The following is a 20980-nucleotide window of genomic DNA, read 5'->3' on the forward strand; positions in this document are numbered from 1 at the left end:
GCCGGATCCGCCGGAGCATTTTCGGACTTTCTTAAATAATGTGGTGACATCAAGGCAACGCACCGAAGATTACCGAAAGGTTTGGGCCGCTCCCGCGTGGTCTCCAAGCCGTCGGATCGCCCTGCTTTCATATGAGCGATGCAAATGGGCGCTTGATCCGACTGCCGCCGCTCTCTATCTCTTCAACACCATTGATCACCCAGAAAGCGAATTTCAGTGTCGATATTCAAGGACCTTCCTCCCGCCCCTTCCGCTCCGAAACGTCCCGTCACCGACACTCGCCACGGCATCGTGAGGACCGACGACTACGCCTGGCTCCGGGCCGACAACTGGCAGGCGATGTTCAAGGATCCCTCCACCCTCGACCCCGACATTCGCAGCTACCTGGACGCCGAAAACGTCTACATGAACGCTGCGATGGCCGACACCAAGGAGCTGCAGAAGACGCTCTTTGCCGAGATGAAAGGCCGCATCAAGGAGGACGACAGCTCCGTTCCCGTGAAGGACGGGCCGTTTGCCTATGGCACGCTTTATGTCACCGGCGGCGAGCAGCCACATTATTTCCGCGAGGCGCGGGATGGCGGCGAGCGAAGCCTGATGCTCGACGGCGACAAGGAAGCCGCGGGCAAATCCTACTTCCGCCTTTCCGGCATCGACCATTCGTCCGACCACAGCCGCGGCATCTGGGGCTATGACAACAAGGGCTCCGAATATTTCAAGCTGAAGGTCCGCGATCTCCAGACCGGCGACGACCTTTCCGACGTCGTGGAAAACACCGGCGGCGGCGGGGTCTGGGCGCCCGACGGCAAGAGCTTCTTCTACTCGGCGCTCGACGAAAACCATCGCCCATCGAAAGTCCTGCATCACATCATCGGAACGCCGCAATCCGAAGACCGGCTGGTCTACGAGGAGGAGGATGCCGGCTTCTTCATGGGCGTCGGCGGTTCGCTGCTCGACGACTATGTCTTCATCGACATCCATGACCACGAGACCAGCGAATACCGCATTCTCTCCACCAAGGACCTGATGGCTGAGCCGAAGCTGGTGGCTGCGCGCGAGACAGGCATCGAATACGAGATCTCCGAGGGCGGCGAGGTTTTCTACATTCTCACCAACGACGGCGGAGCCAAGGACTTCAAGATCATGGAGGCGCCGGTGGCGACGCCCGAGAAGGAGCATTGGCGCGAGGTGGTCGCCCACAAGCCGGGCACGCTGATCCTCTCCCACATGGCCTTTGCCCGCCACCTGCTCTGGCTGGAGCGCAAGGACGGCCTGCCGCAGATCATCATCCGCGATCGCCGGACCGGCGAGGAACACGCGATCGGCTTTGACGAGGAAGCCTATTCGCTCGGCCTGCAGGGTGCTGCCGAATACGACACCGACGTCATCCGCTTTTCCTATTCGTCGATGACGACGCCTTCGCAGCTCTACGACTACAACATGATGACGCGCGAGCGCACGCTGCTGAAGACGCAGGAGGTTCCCTCCGGCCACGATCCGGAAGACTACGTCACCCGCCGCGTCTTTGCGCCCGGCTGGGACGGCGTCGAGGTGCCGATCACCCTGCTCTATCGCAAGAACACGGTGCTCGACGGATCGGCACCCTGCCTGCTCTATGGCTACGGTGCCTATGGCATCGCCATTCCGGCCGGTTTCAACACCAACAGCCTGTCGCTTGCCGACCGTGGGTTCGTCTACGCCATCGCCCATATCCGCGGCGGCAAGGACAAGGGCTTTTCCTGGTACGACGACGGCAAGATGGGCAAGAAGACCAACACCTTCAAGGACTTCATCGCGGCAGCAGATTATCTGAATCAACAGAAGTTCACGTCTTACGCGAACATCATCGCCGAGGGCGGCTCGGCCGGTGGCATGCTGATGGGGGCCGTCGCCAACATGGCGCCCGAGAAATTTGCCGGCGTCATCGCCGCCGTTCCCTTCGTCGACGTGCTGAACACCATGCTCGACGACACCCTGCCGCTGACCCCGCCGGAATGGCCTGAATGGGGCAATCCTATCGACAGCCGCGAAGACTACGACCACATCGCCAGCTACTCTCCCTACGACAATGTCGGCGAGAAGCCCTACCCGCCGATCCTGGCGCTCGGCGGCCTGACCGACCCGCGCGTCACCTATTGGGAACCGGCGAAATGGGTCGCCAAGCTGCGCGACAAGACCACAGGGGATGCGCCGATCCTGCTCAAGACCAACATGGACGCCGGCCATGGCGGTGCATCGGGCCGCTTCCAGCGCCTTGAGGAAATCGCCTTCGAGTACAGCTTCGCCATCAAGGTCGCGGGGAAGATGTAAGGCCGCTCGGGAGGACATCCATGCCGGTCTATGTCGCGCTGCTAAGGGCCGTCAACGTCGGCGGCACGGGTGCGCTGCCGATGGCCGAGCTCAAGCAGCTTTGCGAAGAGCTCGGCTTTGCCGGCGTCAAGACCTACATCCAGAGCGGCAATGTACTTTTCCGCTCGGATGGGGCTGAAGCGAGGGTTCGGAAGCTGCTCGAGGACGCGCTTGCGAAGCGGATGGGCAAGCCTCCCGGCGTGCTCCTCCGCAGCGCCGTGGAACTGCAGGCGGTTGCCGACGGCTCTCCCTTTCCGCACGCCAAGCCGAACTACCTGCTGGTCACGTTCCTCGCCGAACCCCCACCCGAAGACGCCCTCGACAAACTCTCCGCACCCGACGGCGAAGAGGTCAGCATCGCCGGGCGCGAGATCTACATCCACTTCCCCAACGGCTCCGGCCGCTCGAAACTGAAGCTGCCGGCGCTGAAGGCGGGCACGGCGCGGAATTTGAACACGGTGCGGAAACTGGCCGAGATGGCGCGGGAGATGGAGGATGAGGGTTAGTTGTCGCCCGGGTGGCTTCCCAGCAACGCTTCGTAATCCCTGCCACCGGCGAAGACGTTCGTGATCCAGACGGTTGCGTCCTCGACTAAATAGAGGATGACCACGCTTCTCTCGAACACAGCCAGTCGTATGCCTGCGCCGAGATCTTCGCGAGCGACGTTTCCAAGAGGGACATCGCCGATTCGTTCGCAACGGTCGTAGATTCGGTCGAGATATTTTTGCGCGGTAGCGATATCGCGGCTTTGACCGAGAACGTAGTCGGCGATTTCAAGAAGGTCTGTCAAAGCGCCGGGGCGGTATTCAACTGGAAGGCGCTTCATGGGCTAGCGGCGCTTCTCGAAGAAAGCGTTGAGTTGTTGCTTGACCTCCTTGCCACTCAAATTCGGCCGCGGATCATCAAGCGATGCCTGAACGCGGGCGCGGATCGAGGCAATGCGCTCCTCGTACTCTTCCTCCTGCCGGAGCCACACTCGGACGGCGGCACGGAATACTTCGCTCGTCGAGGCGTAACTGCCGGATTCGACCCGGCTCTTGATGGCTGTCACCATTTCGCTTGGAAGCGTGATGCTGAGCTTTTCGTTCATTGCCGGCGCTCCGATTGAGGGCATAAAGTAGGATAAAATCCTACCGCGGGCAAGAGATTTGCCTTCCAAATAGCGATTGCAATTTATAGGAGAATATTGCTTTGTGGGTTGCGATTGTCGTTGCCTGCTTGGGGCGAGTTGTACCGGAAGGCCCCTCATCCGCCCTTCGGGCCACCTTCTCCCCGAGGGGAGAAGGGGGAATCGATGGTACGGCATACGTCCCTTCGCCCCATCGGGGAGAAGGTGCCCGGAGGCTCGGATGAGGGGGCTCCGGGTGCCGGACAATATTGACATCACAAAGCGGCGCCCGGGAAAGACAGAGCGGGCTCGCGATCTTCGCCGCAATGAGACCGAAGAGGAATATCGGCTCTGGAGCGACTTGAGGGATCGGAGGTTAAATGGCCACAAGTTCTCCCGACAGATTCCGCTCGGACCCTATGTGGTCGATTTTGTCTGCCGCGACAAACAGATGATTGTCGAGATCGACGGGTCCCAGCATTCAGATTCTGGAGCGGATGTCATCCGTACGGAATGGCTGAACGCAAATGGATATTCCGTGTTGAGGTTTTGGAACCACGAAGTCCTTCGCGAACGACGCGCGGTGCTGGAGACGATATTGGCGGCGATCGAGGGAAAGATTTTCGAGCGGGATGATGTGCTTCGCTTTTATCCGGCCAGGAGGTCTATTGAGATTCCGGAATGAGCAATGAGAGCCCCCTCATCCGCCCTCCGGGCCACCTTCTCCCCGAGGGAAGAAGGGGGAATCGATGGTGCGGCATATCTCCTTCGCCCCATCGGGGAGAAGGTGGCCCGAAGGGTCGGATGAGGGGGCTCCGCCGCATAACAGCCCCTCCTTGCACCCCAATCAAAGCCCCCGCTGGCCGAATCTTGGCTTACCGGATGGATCCCTGCGTATTGCGGGCGCGGCGGCTCTGGGCGGCGCGGGCGGCGGAGTGTAGGGCTCGCTTCTCAGGCGACGTGGCTCGCTGAAATCAGGGGTCTCGTCGTCATAACCTTTGCCGGGCCAGAACATCAAGGCGAGTGTCAGGAACAGGTTCACCAGCCCTCCGACAACTGTCTGCGTATGCTCCTTGCCGATCGACCATTCCGGGATCTTGAAAGCCACATAGGCGTCGATACCGCTGATCAGAAGCCAGGCCGGGACGACGTAGGCCGGGTTCCAGCCGATATCCCTGATACGCATCGACTGCAGGCTGACCGTGACCCACAGAACCAGCGGGATCAGGAAAAGCGCTGGAATCAAAAATGCGCTTATCGAGGGCTCGGTCCCTGGAGAGGCGTTCCGGAACGCGAACGATACCATCGCAAATATAATCGCCGTCATGACCACGCCGAGCCCGATGCAGCTCAGGAAATAGTGCAGCCGGCCGAGCCGCATGTTAAAGCCGAAGAAGAACCAAAGCATAGTCATCACCCCTTCTTCAGGGCAGTCCATCATAAATTGCTTTAGTAGTAATGAATGATTTATATCGCTTTACTTACTTCGAAACGGTCGCAAGTCCCGACGAAGACTTCCCGACCTGCCTTGCGCCATCTGCCCACGCGCCCTACCTTAAGCTGATGAGCCAATCCCTTCGCGACAGCACCGCGCCAGAAGCGCATTTTCCGTTCGACAACAGCTATGCACGGCTGCCCGAGCAGTTCTTTGCACGGCAGATGCCCTCGACGGTCGCCTCGCCCCGGCTGATAAAGCTGAACGAGGCGCTGGCGTCGGAACTCGGGCTGGATGTCGAATGGCTGAAGCGTGAAGGGGCAGCGATCTTCTCCGGCAACCTCGTTCCAGATGGCGCCGATCCTTTGGCGATGGCCTATGCCGGGCACCAGTTCGGCAATTTCGTGCCGCAGCTCGGCGACGGGCGGGCGATTTTGCTTGGCGAGGTGATCGATCGCCATGGCAGGCGCCGCGACATCCAGTTGAAGGGTGCCGGCGAGACGCCGTTTTCGCGGCGCGGCGACGGGCGCGCGGCGCTCGGGCCGGTGCTTCGAGAATATATCGTCAGCGAGGCGATGCATGCGCTCGGGCTGCCGACGACCCGGGCGCTTGCGGCGGTGACGACCGGCCAGCCGGTCTATCGCGAGACTGCCCTGCCCGGCGCGGTCTTCACCCGGGTCGCGGCCAGCCATATCAGGGTCGGCACCTTCCAGTTCTTTGCGGCGCGCGGCGATACGGATGGCCTGAAGGCGCTCGCGGACCATGTGATCGAACGGCACTATCCGCATGTTCGAGACAGCATCCGCCCTTACCTTGCGCTGTTCGAAGCGGTCACCGAGCGACAGGCGGCGCTGATTGCGCGCTGGCTGCATGTCGGCTTTATCCATGGCGTGATGAACACCGACAACATGACGATCTCCGGCGAGACGATCGACTTCGGCCCCTGCGCCTTCATGGACGCCTATGATCAGGCGACAGTGTTCTCGTCGATCGACCAGCGCGGACGCTATGCCTATGCCAACCAGCCGGCCATCGGACAATGGAACCTGGCGCGGCTCGGCGAAACGCTGCTGCCGCTGCTGGATCCGGACCTGGACACCGCGGTCGAGCTTGCCAACGGGGTGATCAAGAGCTTCGGCGAACGCTTCCAGGCGCACTGGCTCGACGGCATGCGGCGGAAGATCGGCCTTGCCAGCGGCGAGGACGGCGACCTCGATCTCATCCAGGCGCTTCTCCTGACGATGCAGACGCAGGAGGCGGATTTCACGCTGACCTTCCGCCGGCTTTGCGATGTTGCAGAGAGCGCTTCCAACGAGGCGATTTTCACGGGCGGCTTCAGATCATCCGAAGCGGCGGAGCCCTGGCTTTCCCGCTGGCGGGAACGGCTTTTGCGCGATAGGCAATCGCCGAGCGAACGCGCCAAGGCGATGCGGACCGTAAACCCGGCGTTCATCCCGAGAAACCATCGGATCGAACAGGCCAGCGTCGCGGCAGTCGAAGAGAGTGATTTCTCGCTGTTCGAAGCGCTGCTGGAGGTGCTTGCAAAGCCCTATGAGGACCAGCCGGCCTTCGCGCCCTATACGCGGCCGCCCGAGGTTTCCGAGCGGGTGCTTGCAACTTTCTGCGGGACCTGACGGTAGGCAATCTTATCTGAGCATCCGTGCAAGCGCCCTCGTCCTCAAAATTCTTCAATGTCAGATTGTGGCCATTGAAAGGCACCCGCCTTGCTCTATTTGCTTGCGTGGCCGGCGGTCACCTTCGGTGTCGCGCCAGGCGTTTGGCCGCATTGACACGGGAATTGCTGCATGGCGATCGTCATTACCTCGATCCTTTTCGTCCTCATCGGATTGGCACTGGGCGGCGGTGGCGCGTGGCTTGTCGCGCTTGGCGGGAGCCCGTTCTATCTCTTTGCCGGTCTGATGTTCCTGGCGACGGCAGTGCTGCTATTCAAGCGGCGCGCGGCGGCGCTCTGGGTCTATGCGCTGCTGGTCCTTGCAGCACTGATCTGGGCGATCTGGGAGGTGGGGTTCGACTGGTGGCAGCTCGGCCCGCGCGGCGGCCTCATCATCATCCTCGGGCTCTGGCTGCTGACGCCATGGATCCGCCGTCCGCTCGGCTTCCGCAGCACGATGGGCAGCCAATACCCGGCCAATCCCTGGCCGCTGGCGGTGCCTGTCATCATTGCCGCCGGCGCCGCGATCTATTCGATGACCACCGATCCCCACGATCTTGCCGGCGAACTGCCCGGCCCGGTGACGCTCCACACTCCGGTGCAAGCGAAAGCCGCGATGGGCGGCGACGTGCCTGATGGAGAATGGCACCAGTACGGCCGCACGCCCTATGGCCAGCGCTACTCGCCGCTGGACCAGATCACGCCCCAGAACGTCGCCAACCTCAAGCTTGCCTGGCAATACCAGACGGGAGACGTCAAGCGTCCCGACGATGTCGGCGAAACCACCTATCAGGTGACGCCGCTGAAGATCGCCGACACGCTCTACCTCTGCACTCCGCATAACCTGGCGATCGCGCTCGACGCGGCGACCGGCAAGGAAAAATGGCGCTACGACCCGAACTCCGGCATGAACCCAAACCGCCAGCACCAAACCTGCCGCGGGGTTACCTACTACCGGGATGTGGCAGCGCCTCCGGGCAGCGCCTGCGCCGAGCGGGTCTACCTGCCGACTTCGGATGCCCGGCTGATTGCGCTCGATGCGGCCAATGGCCAGGTGTGCACCAGCTTTGCCGACAAGGGCACGCTGCGTCTCGACACCAATATGAAATATGATCCGGCCGGCTATTATTACTCGACATCGCCGCCGGTGGCCGTTCTCGGCAAGATCATCGTCGGAGGCGCGGTCAACGACAATTACTCGACGCAGGAACAATCCGGCGTCATTCGCGCCTTCGATATCAATACAGGCGCGCTGGACTGGAACTGGGACTCTGGCAATCCCGATGTGACGACGCCGTTGCCGGCGGGGCAGTTCTACACCACCAACTCGCCGAACAGCTGGTCCGTCTCCAGCGTCGACGAGGGACTGGGGCTTATCTACGTGCCGCTCGGCAACCAGCCGCCGGACCAGCTCGGCATGAACCGCAGCCCCAGCGTCGAGAAATATTCGTCATCGATCGTGGCGCTCGATATCGCCACGGGCCAAGTCAAATGGGTGCGCCAGTTCGTCCATCACGATCTTTGGGACATGGATGTACCCGCACAGCCCTCGCTGCTAGACATCACGGGGAAGGACGGCACGACCGTGCCGGCGCTCGTCGGCCCGACCAAGCAGGGCGACATCTACGTCCTCGACCGGCGAACCGGCGAACCGCTCATCCCGGTCAAGGAGGTGCCCGCCCCCGCCGGCACCATTCCCGAAGACCGCGCATCGCCGACGCAGCCGCTCTCCGATCTCTCCTTCATGCCGGATCCGCTTGTCGAGAAGGACATGTGGGGGGTGTCGCTGTTCGACCAGCTCGCCTGCCGCATCAAATTCCACCAGCTGAAATATGAGGGCCGCTATACGCCGCCGTCGCTGCAGGGATCGCTGATCTATCCCGGCAATTTCGGCACGTTCAACTGGGGCGGTGTCGCGGTCGACCCGGAACGCCAGGTCATGTTCGGCATGCCGACCTATCTTGCCTTTACCTCGCGGCTGATACCGAGCGACCAGATCCCGCCAAAAGGCCAGGACCAGAAGGGAAGCGAACAGGGGCTGAATCGCAATGACGGGGCGCCCTACGGCGTCTTCCTCGGCCCCTTCCTGTCGCCGCTCGGCGTTCCGTGCCAGGCGCCGCCTTGGGGCTATGTCGCCGGCGCCGACCTTCGAACCGGCAAGATCGCCTATATGCACAAGAACGGCACTGTCCAGGACATGACGCCGCTGCCGCTGCCCTTCAAGATCGGCGTGCCCGGCATCGGCGGCCCAATCATCACCAAGGGTGGCGTCGCCTTCCTCGGCGCGGCGGTCGACAACTATCTGCGCGGCTACGATCTCACCACCGGCAGGGAACTCTGGCGCGGACGGCTGCCTGCTGGCGGCCAGTCGACGCCGATGACCTATATCGCAGGCGACAACAAGCAATATGTGCTGATCGTCGCCGGCGGCCACGGCTCGATCGGCACCAAGCCCGGCGACTATGTCATGGCCTATACGCTGCCCTGAGGAGCCGGTCACATCCGCTCACAATCTTAAATAGCGCAAACTAATGTTTTGCCGGTTTAATTGTGACAATTGACTGACACTGGCAGAGCGGTGTAGCAAGTCAGCTGAGGAGGAGTGCGAGGGAGGAGGAGCCCGAAACGCTTATCTTCACAAAGGGCTTTGCGACGCTATTGGGCGCCAGCGAGAAGACCATCGTGAAGTTCAAGCAGTTTTGACCGGCCGAGAAAGATCATTTTACAAGATATGCATACGGATGCTTGTGCATCCTTTTTTTCAATCTGCTTATGCAATCGATTTAAATTGCTGATTTTCAAGTTTCTATATTGGGAGGAGATTTTATGAAGACGAAGGGGACGTTTATCGTCTCGTTGCTCAGCTGCACCATGTTGGTGGGCTGCAACGATTCAAAGAAGTCAGCGGAGGCGACACCGCCGGCGCCAAGCACATTCACTGCCGATGCGGCGAAGCCGGATAGCGGAGCGCAGGCCCTAGGCCTATTGACGACCGAGGTGGATGCGCTCAAGCGCGATAATATCAAGATTGTGACAGCGTATAACGAGACTACGGCCGCGCAAGCCGAAGCCGAAAAAACCAATACCGCTGCCCTCGATGAAGCTCGAAAAGCCACCACTGCCGCGGCTATGCTGGCTGAAGAGCAAGCAGCCAAAACAGCTGCGCTAGCCGAGGCGCAAAAGGCCACTGCAGCCGCACTGGATGAAGCAAAAAAAACGATTGCTGCCACGGCCGCTCTAGCCGAGGAGCAAAAGGCCAAAGCGGCCGCATTCGCGGAAGCGCAAATGGCTATCGCGGCTGCACTCGACGAAACACAAGAGAAACTGCTGGCCCTGGAGGCCAGATCGGACGCGGACCACAAGAAGGCCATGGCATTGACGCTTTGGAAGATGTCGGCGATCGACGTGCCGGCCGTTTCGAGCAAGCTGCCGCTGGCTCAAGCCAATCGGGCGGCGCTTGCCGCGCTGGAGCCTGGCATCGGCAAAGCGACTGCGGATATCGCCACAGTGCGAGCCACACCTGATCTGCCTCAGGACGTTCTGGACAAGCTAAATGTGTTGCTTGGACAGGCTAATGTGCTGCAGGCTGAGTTCACGCAGGCGACGAAGGCCGACGGCGACATGGCCAAGGTTTTCAGCGACGTCGATAGTCTGACCGCCTCGCTTGCCACTGCGGCCAACGACCCGGATGCCTCCGCAGCGCTTGCCGAACGTTTGGCCGCAACGCCGCGAGCGCTCGACGATGTCACCAAACTGCTGTCAAGCCACACCGCGGACTTCACGACGCGACTTACAGCGATTAACGATTCGGTCGAATTTCTTCGCCCGCGTGCGGACGTGGCCCTGACGCAGTTCGTCAATCCGTTTATCGGAACACAAATTACCGAAACCGGCGGCGGCCACTCAGGCAACGTCAATCCCGGCGCGCAAACGCCGTTCGGCATGGTGAGCTTCGGGCCCGATACGAGGGGAAGTGGTCAGCCGTGGGGTTATGGGTCCGGCGGATATTATTACTCCGACACCACCATCCAGTTCTTCGACCTAACGCATCTGAACGGCCCCGGCTGCCGCGGCCAGGGGGCTGTCGCGATGCTCCCCGCCGATACGGCCACTCAGAGCCTCAGCTCAGGCGCTGCCTACGCGCATACCGATGAAGCCGCTGAACCAGGCTACTACAAGGTCAAATTCGGCAACGGCATCACAACCGAACTGACTGCCACGACGCGCACCGGCACGATGCGGCTAACCTACGCCGACGCTGCCAAGGCCTTTCTGATCATGAACATGAAACTGAACAATAGCGGCGCCAAGTACAGCAACGGCGTCAACCCCAGTCTGGTCGACATCAAGATCGGAGCGGACAGCAAATCCATCTCAGGCAACGCCGTTGCAAGCGCGTTCTGCGACGGCACCTGGGCCCAGCCGGTCTATTTCTATGCGACCTTTAACAAGCCTCTGAAATCGACAAGTGCCACCGACGCCGGTGGCGATGTTGCGACGCTGCAGTTCGACCTGGCGGACGCGGACAAGACCGTGGATTTCCGGGTCGGCATTTCTTCCGTCAGCATCGACAATGCCAAGCTCAATCTCGATACCGAGAATTCCGCGCTATCCTTCGCCGAGATCAAGAAACAAATCTCTGATAACTGGAACCACCGGCTCAATACGATCCAGCTGGACCTGAGCAAGCCGGGAGCGATCGACAAGCTGGCAACGCCGGCGCTCAAGACGGCGGCGACCGAAAATCTGAAGAAGTTCTATACCGCCTTTTATCGCGTCTTCAGCGGCCCAACCGTCTATAGCGACGTGAACGGCGACTATCGCAGCATGAAGCAAAACGATCTGACCGCGGCATACGATACGCTATCGGTTCGCGACACAGCCAATGTCTCGCAGTATCCGTTCAAGATCGACGGCAAGGACGCCGGATACAAGACCCATTACTCCGGCTTCTCGATGTGGGATACATACCGTTCCGGTGCGCAGCTCGTCGCGTTGGTGGCCCCCGACGAGGCCAGCGAGATGATGCAGTCGCTGGTTGCGGACGCGCAGCAATGCGGTGCCTTTCCTCATTGGGTAGATGGCAGCGAAGACACCATTCCGATGCAAGGCGACCATGCCCTCAACGTCATTGCCGGTTCCTATGCATTTGGCGCCAAGAAATTCGATCTCGCAAAGGCGCGCGACTTCGTCCGCCAATCGGTGTTCGACCCTACCAGCCACTGCAACAACAAACTGAGCGAAGGGCGAAACGCGGACAAGCCTGCCCTGCCCGGCTATCTAAGCCTCGGCTACATCGCAACCGACGCCACACCCGCGTGGAACGCGTCTTCGGCAACGGTCGAGATGATCACCAGCGACCGTTCCGCAGGGGCCTTTCTTTCCAAGCTGCCGTCAGCCAGTAGCGATCAGGCCGATATTGCCGGCCTGTTCCTGCGGGCGAAAAACTGGACTAACATATTTGACGACAGTGCCAGCCAGATAAAGCTGCGCGCCAAGAACAAGGCCGGTGTTTGGCAAAACGGGAACTTCCACGAAGGGACCGAACCGCACTATCTCTGGGCCTTCGCGCATGACTGGACGGCCCTGATCGGAAAACTCGGTGGCAAAGCCGCCGCCATCACGCGGTTGAATACGCTTTTCTCCTTTGACAACAGCAAACCGTTCAAGGGAACGGAACCGACTGGCTCGAATCTCAATGCTGGCGAAGGTGGAACCAAGTTCTACATCGGCAACGAACCGAGCTTCCAGACGCCCTGGGCTTACAACTGGGCTGGGGCGCCGAAATATGGCCAGTACGTCATCCCGGTGATCATGCGGAAGAACTTTTCGCTCAATCCGGGTGGCCTGCCCGGCAATGACGACATGGGCGCGACGTCGGCGTGGTATGTTCTGGCAGCACTCGGCCTCTACCCTGTCATCCCATCCGAGGCCGGTCTCGCGGTCTCCACGCCACAGTTTTCCGGCATCACGCTTTGGCTTGGCAACGGCCGGAAGGTGCGCATCGGGACGGACAAGCAGGCGATGCTCGATGACGTTCGCTACATCAGCGAGATGAAGCTCAATGGCGCCGTCTATCAGGGTTCGTGGCTACCACTCGAGAAGATCGCCGATGGTGGCCAGCTGAAATACACGCTTTCGGCAGAGCCGACCGAGTGGGGTGCCGGCGATGCGCTGACACCGCCTTCCGGCCCTGGTGCCGATTATTCGAAGGCAACCGCCGCGCCGCCCGCTGTGCAAATGATCCAGTAGCAAATCAGATGGGGCCGCTCAGGCGGCCCCATTTCCGAAGACCAGGCATAAGGCGGGGGGCGGCTACCAAGGCGCGCTGTCTCTGCTGTTGTATCAGGCAAGGCCCCTCATCCGGCTGCTCGCGCTGTCGTTCCCTCTCCCTGTTCTTACGGGGAGAGGGTGAGGGCGAGGGGCGCTGCCGCGCACGCAAGGTCCGGGCAGGATTGCGCGGTCACCGTTCTCGCATCTCTAGAACAGGATGATCCAATCGAGAATCATCATCTCGCTCTACCCATTTGATTTTACAGCATCTTATCCTGAAATTGCCCTGCACCTTTCGGGACTACGCCCCAGGGAGAATCGACCATGAAAGTCCATCACGCGCTTCAGAGCTATTACAGCAGCCCCCTGTCCAAATCGGATACCGGTTCCAACGACGACAGCACGCCGTTTTCGCTTCCCGACGACGAAGCGGAACAGAAGGCTGCCGCACCATCGGTGACGTCAAGCGGCATCCCCTCCTCCATCTCATCAGGATTCTGGCTCAGCCAGTCGGGCGGCGCGTCCTCCGGCAGCGCATCGTCTGTCGCAGAGGCAACCGACGACGCAACGGCTTCAGGTGATACGGCTGCGGCAGACACCTCGTCCGAGGACCTGCTCGCCGAATTCGCCAAGCTTGCGAGCATGACGCCGGCCGAGAAGATCCGCGCCCAGTACCTTTCGGCCCACCATATGACGGAAGATCAGTTCTCGCAGCTTTCCGCCGCCGACCAGAAGGCGATCAACGACGAGATCGCCACGGAGATCAAGCAGAAGCTCGGCGTGGACGGCACGGCAAAGGGCGACGACGCTGAGGCAAGCGACAGTGGCTCCGGCCTGGCAATCGGCTGACCTAATTCCAAACCACATGAAGACGATACGGTTTTGATTCACATCAGCGCCGTATCACCTTGATTTCTATGAGATTTGCCCGTCCTACACCATGCCGGCGACGATCTTGCCGACTTCGGCGAAGACGGTATTGACGTCGGCGATAGGCGCCGTGGCCTCGGTGACATAGGCCGCGATCAAGATGGGGCCGCGGTCCGCCGGCCAGATGATGGCGACGTCGGCGTACGACCCATTGTCGCCGGTGCCGGTCTTGTCGCCGACTTTCCACTCCGTCGGCAACCCGGCGCGAAGGCGTTGACCGCCGGTCGTATTGGCGACCATCCATCCGGCAAGCGCTTCCCGCGACGCGTCGCTCAATGTATCGCCCAGCGTCAGCCCCCCGACTGTATCGAGCATGCTGTCAGGCGTCGTCGTGTCGCGGGGATCGCCCTTCTTTGCCTCGTTGACCTCCGTCTCCTTCCGGTCGAGGCGGGTCTCCGTATCGTTGAGCGTCCGCAGCCAGGCCGTCAGCACCGGCGGTCCGCCGAAGCTGTCGAGCAGCAGGTTTCCGGCCGTATTGTCGCTCATCGTGATCGCTGCTTCGCAGAGTTCGGCGATGGTCATGCCGTCGGTGTCGGCGTGTTTCTCGGTCACCGGCGAATAGGTCACGAGCACATCCTTGCCGAATGTGACGCGGCGATCGAGCTTTTCAGCGCCCCGGTCGACCCGCGACAGGACGAAGCCCGCCGCCAGCAGCTTGTACGTGCTGCAGAGGGGAAAACGCTCCGTTTCGCGGTAGCCGAGCGAGATATTGGTTTCGGTGTCGAGCACGGAAACGCCGAGCCGGCCGCCGATCTTCTTTTCCAGATCAGCCAGCTGCTTTTCAGCATTGTCCACCGCCTTGGTGTCGGCGGGCGCAGCTTCCTCCGGGGGAACGACGTCGCCTGCAGTCTGGGCGCGCGCCGCGACTGCAAATGTCAAAGCGGGAAAGAGCAGCGCCGTACCGACAAGAAGTCGGCGGCGTGAAATGATATCGGACATGCAGGGCCTCCCGGCAGAATCAGGCGGATTCTGAGCTACGCGGAGAATATGGCAAGCGTCTGTCCTGCGCATCCCCTGCTTCATGCAGCGCGCAGCGGCGTCACCTCGACCGTGACATGCGACAGCTCGTCGAGGGATGCCAGTTTCGATTTGTAGAAGGACGGCTCGCGCGGCTGCACCGAGGCAACTGCGACGATGGCCGCGTGGTGGCCGGGGCCGACCTGCCAGACGTGGAGATCGGTGATCCTGTCGTCGCCGGTCTCGATGGCCGCGCGGATTTCGGCCGGCAGTTCCTCGTCAGCGGGCACGACGTCGAGAAGCACCGAGCCGGCCGAGCGCATCAGGCTCCACGACCATTGAGCGATGACCAGGCCGCCGACGATACCCATCAGCGGATCGAGCCATACCCAGCCGTAGCGCCGGCCAAGCACGAGCGCCGCAATCGCCAGCACCGACGTCATCGCATCGGCGATCACATGGGTATAGGCCGAGCGCAGATTGTTGTCGGCGCCGGCCTGGGCATGCCCGTGATCATGGTGGTGATCGTGATGGTGGCTGTGGCCGTGCGCGTGGCCGTGGTGGGAATGACCATGATCTTCCCGGAGCAGAAAGGCGCTGGCGATGTTGACGCCGAGGCCGACGACCGCAACCAGGATCGCCTGGTTGAAATCGATCGCCACCGGATTTTCGAGCCGAACCACGCTTTGCCACGCCATTAGAAGAGCGATCAGCGCCAGGACAATGGCGCTGGCAAAGCCGGCGAGATCGCCGAGCTTGCCGGTGCCGAAGGTGAAGCGCGGATTGCGGGCCTGGCGGCGGGCATAGAGATAGGCGAGCGCCGCGATCAGCAACGCACTGGCGTGGGTCGACATATGCCAGCCGTCCGCCACCAGCGCCATCGACCCGTAGATCGTTCCGCCGACGATTTCGACGATCATCATGACCGTGGTCAGCGCGATGACGAACCAGACGCGCCGCTCGTTGCGCTGATGGTCAGAGCCGAGGAAGACATGTTCGTGGCTCAGGCTATCGTTCGATATGCTCATTGGCTCATCTCCAGTAATTTTCACGATTGGCGATCATCGGAGATAGGTCTTCAACACGTCCGAAATCTCCGACACCGCCTGTCGCCTGGCCGTATCGCTCTCGGCCTGCAGAACATGTTCCTCGAGATGATCCTCAAGGATTTCTCCGGTCAATCCCGTCAAGGCGCCGCGGATCGAGGCGAGCAGCTGAAGGATCTCCCCGCAGGGCCGCTCCGCCTCCAACGCCCGCTCCACAGCTTCCATCTGCCCCTTGAGGCGACGGACCCTCGAAAGCAGCTTGGTCTGTTCACGGACGGTATGGGACATGGCGGCCTCTTTAAATACTATAGGGGGGTATAGTATATTCCTTGTGAAGATGGAAGCCTTTCGACTGAAGAGCCCCCCATTGACAAAACCGGGATTTCGGATCATTTAACCAGTCATGATCAAGCACGCGCACAATGTTAGCTCGTATTTTTGGCTGTACCTCTAGAGGGCGGCCGACAGATCTTCATGTCAACAAAGCCGCCGTCAGGCGGCTTTGTTGTATGCGACAGCAGCGTCCTGACGGCATTTCGAAAAAGGACGCAGAGACCATGCTCGAAGACAGCGAAATTTCACTGACCCGCTCACCGGTGCTGAACATTCGCGCCGCCAGGACCCGCGATCTCCCCGAACTCAACGAGATGATCAAGCTCCTCGCCGCACACCACGGCGACGCGGCCGCCATCACCCCGGAACAGCTGGAACGCGACCTCTTCGGCGCGATGCCCTGGATCACCGCACTGGTGGCGGAAGCGGACGGTCATCTTCTCGGCTACGCCATCCTAGTGCCGCTCTACAGGGCGCAAGAGGGCCAGCGCGGCATGGACCTGCATCACCTCTTCGTGCGCGACGGACACCGCGGCAACGGCATCGGCCAGCACCTCGTCGACCGCGCCCGCGAGACCGCACGCAAGGCCGGCTGCGGCTACCTCTCGGTCAGTGCCGCCACCGGCAATGTGCTTGCCCACCGCTTCTACGAAAATATGGACTTCACCGCCCGCCCGGTTACCGGCATGCGCTATCTGCAGGCGCTGGCTTGAGCGGCGATGCGCGCGACGCCGGTTAGCCGAACCCGATCGCGATGCCGCGCCCGGCGAAGAACCTGCTGAAGACGTCAATCGGCAATTCGACGTTTTCCCGTGCGGCGAGGTTATGTCCCGACGGATTGTGAAATCGCAGGATATTGGGCGTCGCCGCCGTCACGAGGACCAGGTGGCCGCCTCTGGAGGGTGGCTCCGTATCCGGCCAGCGGATGGAGTGATGGACGGAAGCGATGAAGAATTGCGATCCGGCAAGGATATCGGGGATATTGGCTGCGGAGATATCGGTGACGACGCCAGCGTCGATGGCAAACCTTTCGCGCACGAAAGGCACGAAGGGCGCATAGATCAGGCCTTTGATATTGCCCTCGGGATCGACAGCATAGCCGCCATATTCCTTGCACTGCATGGCGAGGGAAACGGTTGGCACTATATCGCCGGTGCGGGCGGCGAGGATCATCTTCAAACAGGCCATGCCGCACAGGTTGCCGGCCCAGCGTGCATATTCTTCGACATTGGCTGCGCCAGAGGACGCCCATCGGGCGTCCTTGAGAAGCGCTGTCGATGCGCCTTCAGCCAGTACCGCAGCGGTCAAGTCAGGTGCTTCCCACTAGCTGAAATAGGGAACGTCCTGTATCGCCCTTGCTTCCATGACGGCCCGCCCTGCCTCCAGCTTCGTTGCAACCATATCCGGGTGCAGATTTCAGGCTAATTGCGCTGGAATGAAGGCGCGGCGCGCCCTCCCCTTACCACTTCAGCCTCAACCCTATATTGCCGGAAACGGTCTCGCGGTGATTGCCACCGATATTGAAGGCATAGCTTGCGGTGGCGAAGGCGCTAAGCGATTTGGTGAAGTCGTAGGTTGCGCCGCCGCCAAGCTCGAGCGAAGTGCTTCCCTGCCTGGTCCTGAGTTGCAACCATATCCGGGTGCAGATTTCAGGCTAATTGCGCTGGAATGAAGGCGCGGCGCGCCCTCCCCTTACCACTTCAGCCTCAACCCTATATTGCCGGAAACGGTCTCGCGGTGATTGCCACCGATATTGAAGGCATAGCTTGCGGTGGCGAAGGCGCTAAGCGATTTGGTGAAGTCGTAGGTTGCGCCGCCGCCAAGCTCGAGCGAAGTGCTTCCCTGCCTGGTCCTGATCGGGTCGACGCCGAACGTCAGCGCGTCGGTACCGTTGAAGGCATGCCAGAGATTGGCCTTCAGATATGGCCTGAGCGTCCCTTGATCGAGCTGATAATTGCCGTGCAGACGGGCGCCGATGCGGCCGGTTACGCCGTCGTCGTTATCGAAGGCGACGGACGAATAGCGGTCGGATTGGTCGTCGAGCGACAGATGCTGCCAGATCACCTGCGCCTGCGGTTCGAGCGACCAGTTGTCCGACAGACGGATCGGCGCACCGCCTTCCAGTGACACGGTAGCGGCGGACCCGCCGATGCCGACGCCGACGCCCCGGGTGGATCGCGCATCGCCGCCGAACCATGTACCCATGACGATGCCGTCGAGATACCAGCCGGAGGGGCCGATGTGGGTCCAATATCCGGCGACGCTGGTGGCGTCCAGATCGAGCTTGCCGGTCTTCAGGTGGCTGCGGCCAAGCGCCTGGCCCTTGATATCGGCGTCGAGGCTCGCATAGCCGAGAAACAGGCCTGCGACATCGCGTTGACCTTCCGCGGTTTCGGAGCCGAACAGGTCGATGCCCGCCTGAATTCCGTGAAGGTCGCCATCGATCGACGGGTCGACCGTGCCCGACCATGTCTGCTTGGTCGCCTGACCGAAGGCTCTGAGCCAAGCTGCTGAAATATAATCGTTCGTATCGACGATTCCCTGGTCGCCGCGCCGGTCGTGAAATGTACCCAGCGTCGCCATGGCCGCCTCGCGAGCCGCCGGCGCGATCACCGAATAGGTCGGCACTTCCAGGCGATAGAGCGGAACGACATTGTCGTGCAAGGGCGTGGCTCCCGCGGGCGGGGGCCCAGTTTCTTCACCCGGAAGTGGCACGAGAGGGGCCGCGGCGGTTTCGGGCACCGAGGTCGGAGGTGCAGCCGGTGTGGTCGCGGGAACCTCAGGGAGTTCCGGCTCGGGGGCCGGCGGTTCAGCCGGTGTGGCCGTGGGAACCTCGGGGGCTTCAGGCCCGGGGGCCGGCGGCGAGACCGGTGTGGTCGCGGGAACCTCGGGGGCTTCAGGCCCGGGGGCCGGCGGCGAGACCGGTGTGGTCGCGGGAACCTCCGGGGCTTCAGGCACATGGGCCGGCGGCAGCGCCGGTGTGGTTGCGGGAACCTCAGGGGGGACCGGCGCGGGGGCCGGCGGCGGGACCGGTGTGATCGCGGGAGCCTCCGGGACTTCAGGCGCAGGGGCCGGCGGCAGCGCCGGTGTGGTCGCGGGAACCTCCGGGGCTTCAGGCACAGGGGCCGGCGGCAGCGCCGGTGTGGTCGCGGGAGCCTCAGGGAAATCTGGCACGAGAGCGAGCGGCGGAAGCAACTCGACTGAGGGGGGAACGGCAAACAGGAGTCCCGGGGGCCTGCCGCCCTCTTTTTCCGGCAGCATCGGCGGCTTCGTTGGAGTGGGCACCGGCTTGAGGGATGAGCGCAGATACCAGTTTTCCGCCGATCCCGACGTCACCCCACCCTTGAAAAGATAATATTCATACGCGCCGGCGGCGACATTACTGCCGAGACCGAATGTGCCGAAGCCCGTGTTCGCACCGTTGATGCCCTCGACGACGAGTATGCCATCCTGCGTCGTCAGCCCGCCGAGCCCGCCACGATTTGTGATATCAATACCCGTCGATCCGGTCGCAGCGCCGCCTGATACTATCAGCTTGTCAGAAGCCGAACCGTCGGCGCCGAGGACCGTATCCAACAGCAAGTGCCCACCCTGCCCGGTGTAGTTGCCTTTGACAGTGAAGCTGTCCGACGCGCTGGAATTGCCAGTGAGATTTATGTGGCCTGCGTTGAATAGATTGGCGAGCTTTCCATGCGTGAATGCGGCGATCGATGCGTTCAACCCGCCGGCGGAGATCGTGCTTGAGGCGTCCAGCGAGATTCTGCCGGTGCCCGTGCCGGCATCGCCAAGGATCAGGTCGCCGCCAAACAGAAGCTGCGTCGCGTTGGTGGCCGCGATATTTTCCCAACTATCGAAGCGCGGCAGGCCGTCGGCAAAGATATTGCTCAGTGTCAGGCTGTCGGTTCCCGCGCCACCGGAAAGCCTGGTCATACTGCCAATGTTGGCCGAGGCGACATCCGACAGCGAAGCAGTGTCGCTGCCTGCCCCGAGCCGGATCGGATCGAGGATGATGCCGCCGCTCCAGACAAAGCTATCGTTGCCGTCGCCGGTATTTATGCCCTTTCCAACGTTGCCGCCTGTCACCGTGACAACGTCATGACCGCCTCCGGTGTCGATGGTGCCGCCGATTGTGCCGCCCGAAATGGAAATGGTGTCTTTACCGGTGGTGGCTGTCACGTCATGGTCGATGGTACCGCCCGACATGGTGAATACGTTGTCCCAAACAACCAGTTCGACGGTGCCAATGCGCCCACCTGTAATCACCGCGCGGTCACCGCTCGTGAAGAGCCCGTTAATGCGGCCGCCGGACATTGAAAAAGTATCCAGCCCGTTGCCCTGATCCAACGAGGCAATGCTGCCCCCCGTCATCTGGAAGTCGTCGACACCAACGCTTTGGTTGACGGATCCACTGATCTCACCTGCCGTAATTATCAGGTGGTCGGCACCGTCGCCCTGCTCAAGCTGCCCATGAATAGTACCGGAATTCATCTGGACGGTGTCGGCGCCACTCCCGAACGTGACGTTTCCCGTGACCGAGCCAGTCCCTCCAGCCGGGAAGGTCAGCGTATTGTCGCCGTTGTTGTCGTTCAATTGGGGACTGGTACCGCTATCGCATATGTAGCTGCTGTTACCGGAGGTCGGCGCGAGATTACATGCTGCCTGCGAACCTTCGATCGACATGCAAAGTGCCAGACCCGAGCTCGAAAGGTATAGTATGCCTCTATTGACCACGACCGAACCCCCAAATGAAACATCCACGTGAGGTTCAGAAGCCATATGACGAGGTCATGCAACCCTAAATTTGCACTGTAAAATAGATAAAATTTTAGATTGCAGAACTAGTGTTGCATTAAGGCGACTATACTGCCTTTAGGTTG

Annotated in this window: 17 protein-coding genes and 1 pseudogene; 8 read left to right on the forward strand and 10 right to left on the reverse strand. The window is 61.4% G+C overall.

Annotated features, from left to right (window positions below; genetic code table 11):
- The first annotated feature begins 216 nt into the window (after window positions 1-216).
- Both CPY51_RS02590 and CPY51_RS02595 read left to right on the forward strand, forming a co-directional pair.
- Window positions 217-2310 (forward strand): S9 family peptidase, encoded by a 2094-nt coding sequence (locus CPY51_RS02590; protein ID WP_111158463.1) that lies wholly within the window; start codon window positions 217-219, stop codon window positions 2308-2310.
- A 20-nt stretch (window positions 2311-2330) separates the two neighbouring features.
- Complete coding sequence (locus CPY51_RS02595; RefSeq protein ID WP_111158464.1) at window positions 2331-2855, forward strand: DUF1697 domain-containing protein; 525 nt, start codon at window positions 2331-2333, stop codon at window positions 2853-2855.
- Here the strand turns inward: CPY51_RS02595 and CPY51_RS02600 are convergent.
- On the reverse strand, window positions 2852-3175 hold the full coding sequence (locus CPY51_RS02600; RefSeq protein WP_111158465.1) for a type II toxin-antitoxin system RelE/ParE family toxin: 324 nt from the start codon (window positions 3173-3175) through the stop codon (window positions 2852-2854). The genes CPY51_RS02595 and CPY51_RS02600 overlap by 4 nt on opposite strands.
- A gap of 3 nt (window positions 3176-3178) precedes the next feature.
- A complete protein-coding gene (locus CPY51_RS02605; protein WP_111158466.1) occupies window positions 3179-3439 on the reverse strand; it encodes a ribbon-helix-helix domain-containing protein in 261 nt (86 codons plus the stop codon).
- Window positions 3440-3713: 274 nt separating this feature from the next.
- Here CPY51_RS02605 and CPY51_RS02610 point away from each other — a divergent pair, with 274 nt between their 5' ends.
- A complete protein-coding gene (locus tag CPY51_RS02610; RefSeq protein WP_420820656.1) occupies window positions 3714-4142 on the forward strand; it encodes an endonuclease domain-containing protein in 429 nt (142 codons plus the stop codon).
- An 8-nt stretch (window positions 4143-4150) separates the two neighbouring features.
- Here CPY51_RS02610 and CPY51_RS34185 read toward each other — a convergent pair.
- Window positions 4151-4286: pseudogene (locus CPY51_RS34185) on the reverse strand (endonuclease domain-containing protein); the annotation flags it as partial.
- Between the two features lie 18 nt (window positions 4287-4304).
- The gene (locus tag CPY51_RS02615; protein ID WP_111158468.1) at window positions 4305-4871 is read right to left on the reverse strand and encodes a DUF805 domain-containing protein; all 567 of its coding nucleotides are present in this window, start codon (window positions 4869-4871) and stop codon (window positions 4305-4307) included.
- Between the two features lie 149 nt (window positions 4872-5020).
- Between CPY51_RS02615 and CPY51_RS02620 the strand changes: the two genes are divergently transcribed.
- From CPY51_RS02620 to CPY51_RS02635, 4 genes are all read left to right on the forward strand, one after another.
- Window positions 5021-6526, forward strand: a complete 1506-nt coding sequence (locus CPY51_RS02620; protein ID WP_111158647.1) for a protein adenylyltransferase SelO — start codon at window positions 5021-5023, stop codon at window positions 6524-6526.
- A gap of 171 nt (window positions 6527-6697) precedes the next feature.
- On the forward strand, window positions 6698-9052 hold the full coding sequence (locus tag CPY51_RS02625) for a glucose/quinate/shikimate family membrane-bound PQQ-dependent dehydrogenase (RefSeq protein ID WP_111158469.1): 2355 nt from the start codon (window positions 6698-6700) through the stop codon (window positions 9050-9052).
- A gap of 338 nt (window positions 9053-9390) precedes the next feature.
- On the forward strand, window positions 9391-12816 hold the full coding sequence (locus CPY51_RS02630) for a GH92 family glycosyl hydrolase (protein WP_206607222.1): 3426 nt from the start codon (window positions 9391-9393) through the stop codon (window positions 12814-12816).
- A gap of 345 nt (window positions 12817-13161) precedes the next feature.
- Complete coding sequence (locus tag CPY51_RS02635; RefSeq protein WP_111158470.1) at window positions 13162-13686, forward strand: hypothetical protein; 525 nt, start codon at window positions 13162-13164, stop codon at window positions 13684-13686.
- A gap of 84 nt (window positions 13687-13770) precedes the next feature.
- Here the strand turns inward: CPY51_RS02635 and bla are convergent, their stop codons facing one another.
- The 3 genes from bla to dmeR all read right to left on the reverse strand — a co-directional run bounded on the left by bla (window position 13771) and on the right by dmeR (window position 16058).
- Window positions 13771-14706 (reverse strand): class A beta-lactamase, encoded by a 936-nt coding sequence (gene bla / locus CPY51_RS02640; RefSeq protein ID WP_111158471.1) that lies wholly within the window; start codon window positions 14704-14706, stop codon window positions 13771-13773.
- Between the two features lie 80 nt (window positions 14707-14786).
- Entirely contained in the window at window positions 14787-15752 is a 966-nt protein-coding gene (gene dmeF / locus CPY51_RS02645; RefSeq protein ID WP_111158472.1) for a CDF family Co(II)/Ni(II) efflux transporter DmeF, read from the reverse strand.
- Window positions 15753-15785: 33 nt separating this feature from the next.
- Window positions 15786-16058, reverse strand: coding sequence for a Ni(II)/Co(II)-sensing transcriptional repressor DmeR (dmeR, locus tag CPY51_RS02650; protein WP_111158649.1), 273 nt, complete (start codon window positions 16056-16058; stop codon window positions 15786-15788).
- Between the two features lie 269 nt (window positions 16059-16327).
- Here dmeR and CPY51_RS02655 point away from each other — a divergent pair, with 269 nt between their 5' ends.
- Entirely contained in the window at window positions 16328-16816 is a 489-nt protein-coding gene (locus CPY51_RS02655; protein ID WP_111158650.1) for a GNAT family N-acetyltransferase, read from the forward strand.
- A 22-nt stretch (window positions 16817-16838) separates the two neighbouring features.
- On the opposite strand, the gene CPY51_RS02660 is transcribed toward CPY51_RS02655, so the two are convergent.
- The 3 genes from CPY51_RS02660 to CPY51_RS33690 form a co-directional block, all read right to left on the reverse strand.
- The gene (locus tag CPY51_RS02660; protein WP_244598393.1) at window positions 16839-17411 is read right to left on the reverse strand and encodes a C39 family peptidase; all 573 of its coding nucleotides are present in this window, start codon (window positions 17409-17411) and stop codon (window positions 16839-16841) included.
- Window positions 17412-17562: 151 nt separating this feature from the next.
- Window positions 17563-17733 carry an autotransporter outer membrane beta-barrel domain-containing protein gene (locus tag CPY51_RS02665; RefSeq protein ID WP_195909395.1) on the reverse strand — a complete coding sequence of 57 codons (171 nt, stop codon included), beginning with the start codon at window positions 17731-17733 and terminating at the stop codon, window positions 17563-17565.
- 62 nt (window positions 17734-17795) lie between these two features.
- Window positions 17796-20783, reverse strand: a complete 2988-nt coding sequence (locus tag CPY51_RS33690) for an autotransporter domain-containing protein (protein WP_111158474.1) — start codon at window positions 20781-20783, stop codon at window positions 17796-17798.
- Window positions 20784-20980: the final 197 nt, after the last annotated feature.

Origin of the sequence: Arminella tubonensis (genome assembly GCF_003240585.1) — a bacterium.
GTDB classification, from domain to species: domain Bacteria; phylum Pseudomonadota; class Alphaproteobacteria; order Rhizobiales; family Rhizobiaceae; genus Rhizobium; species Rhizobium tubonense.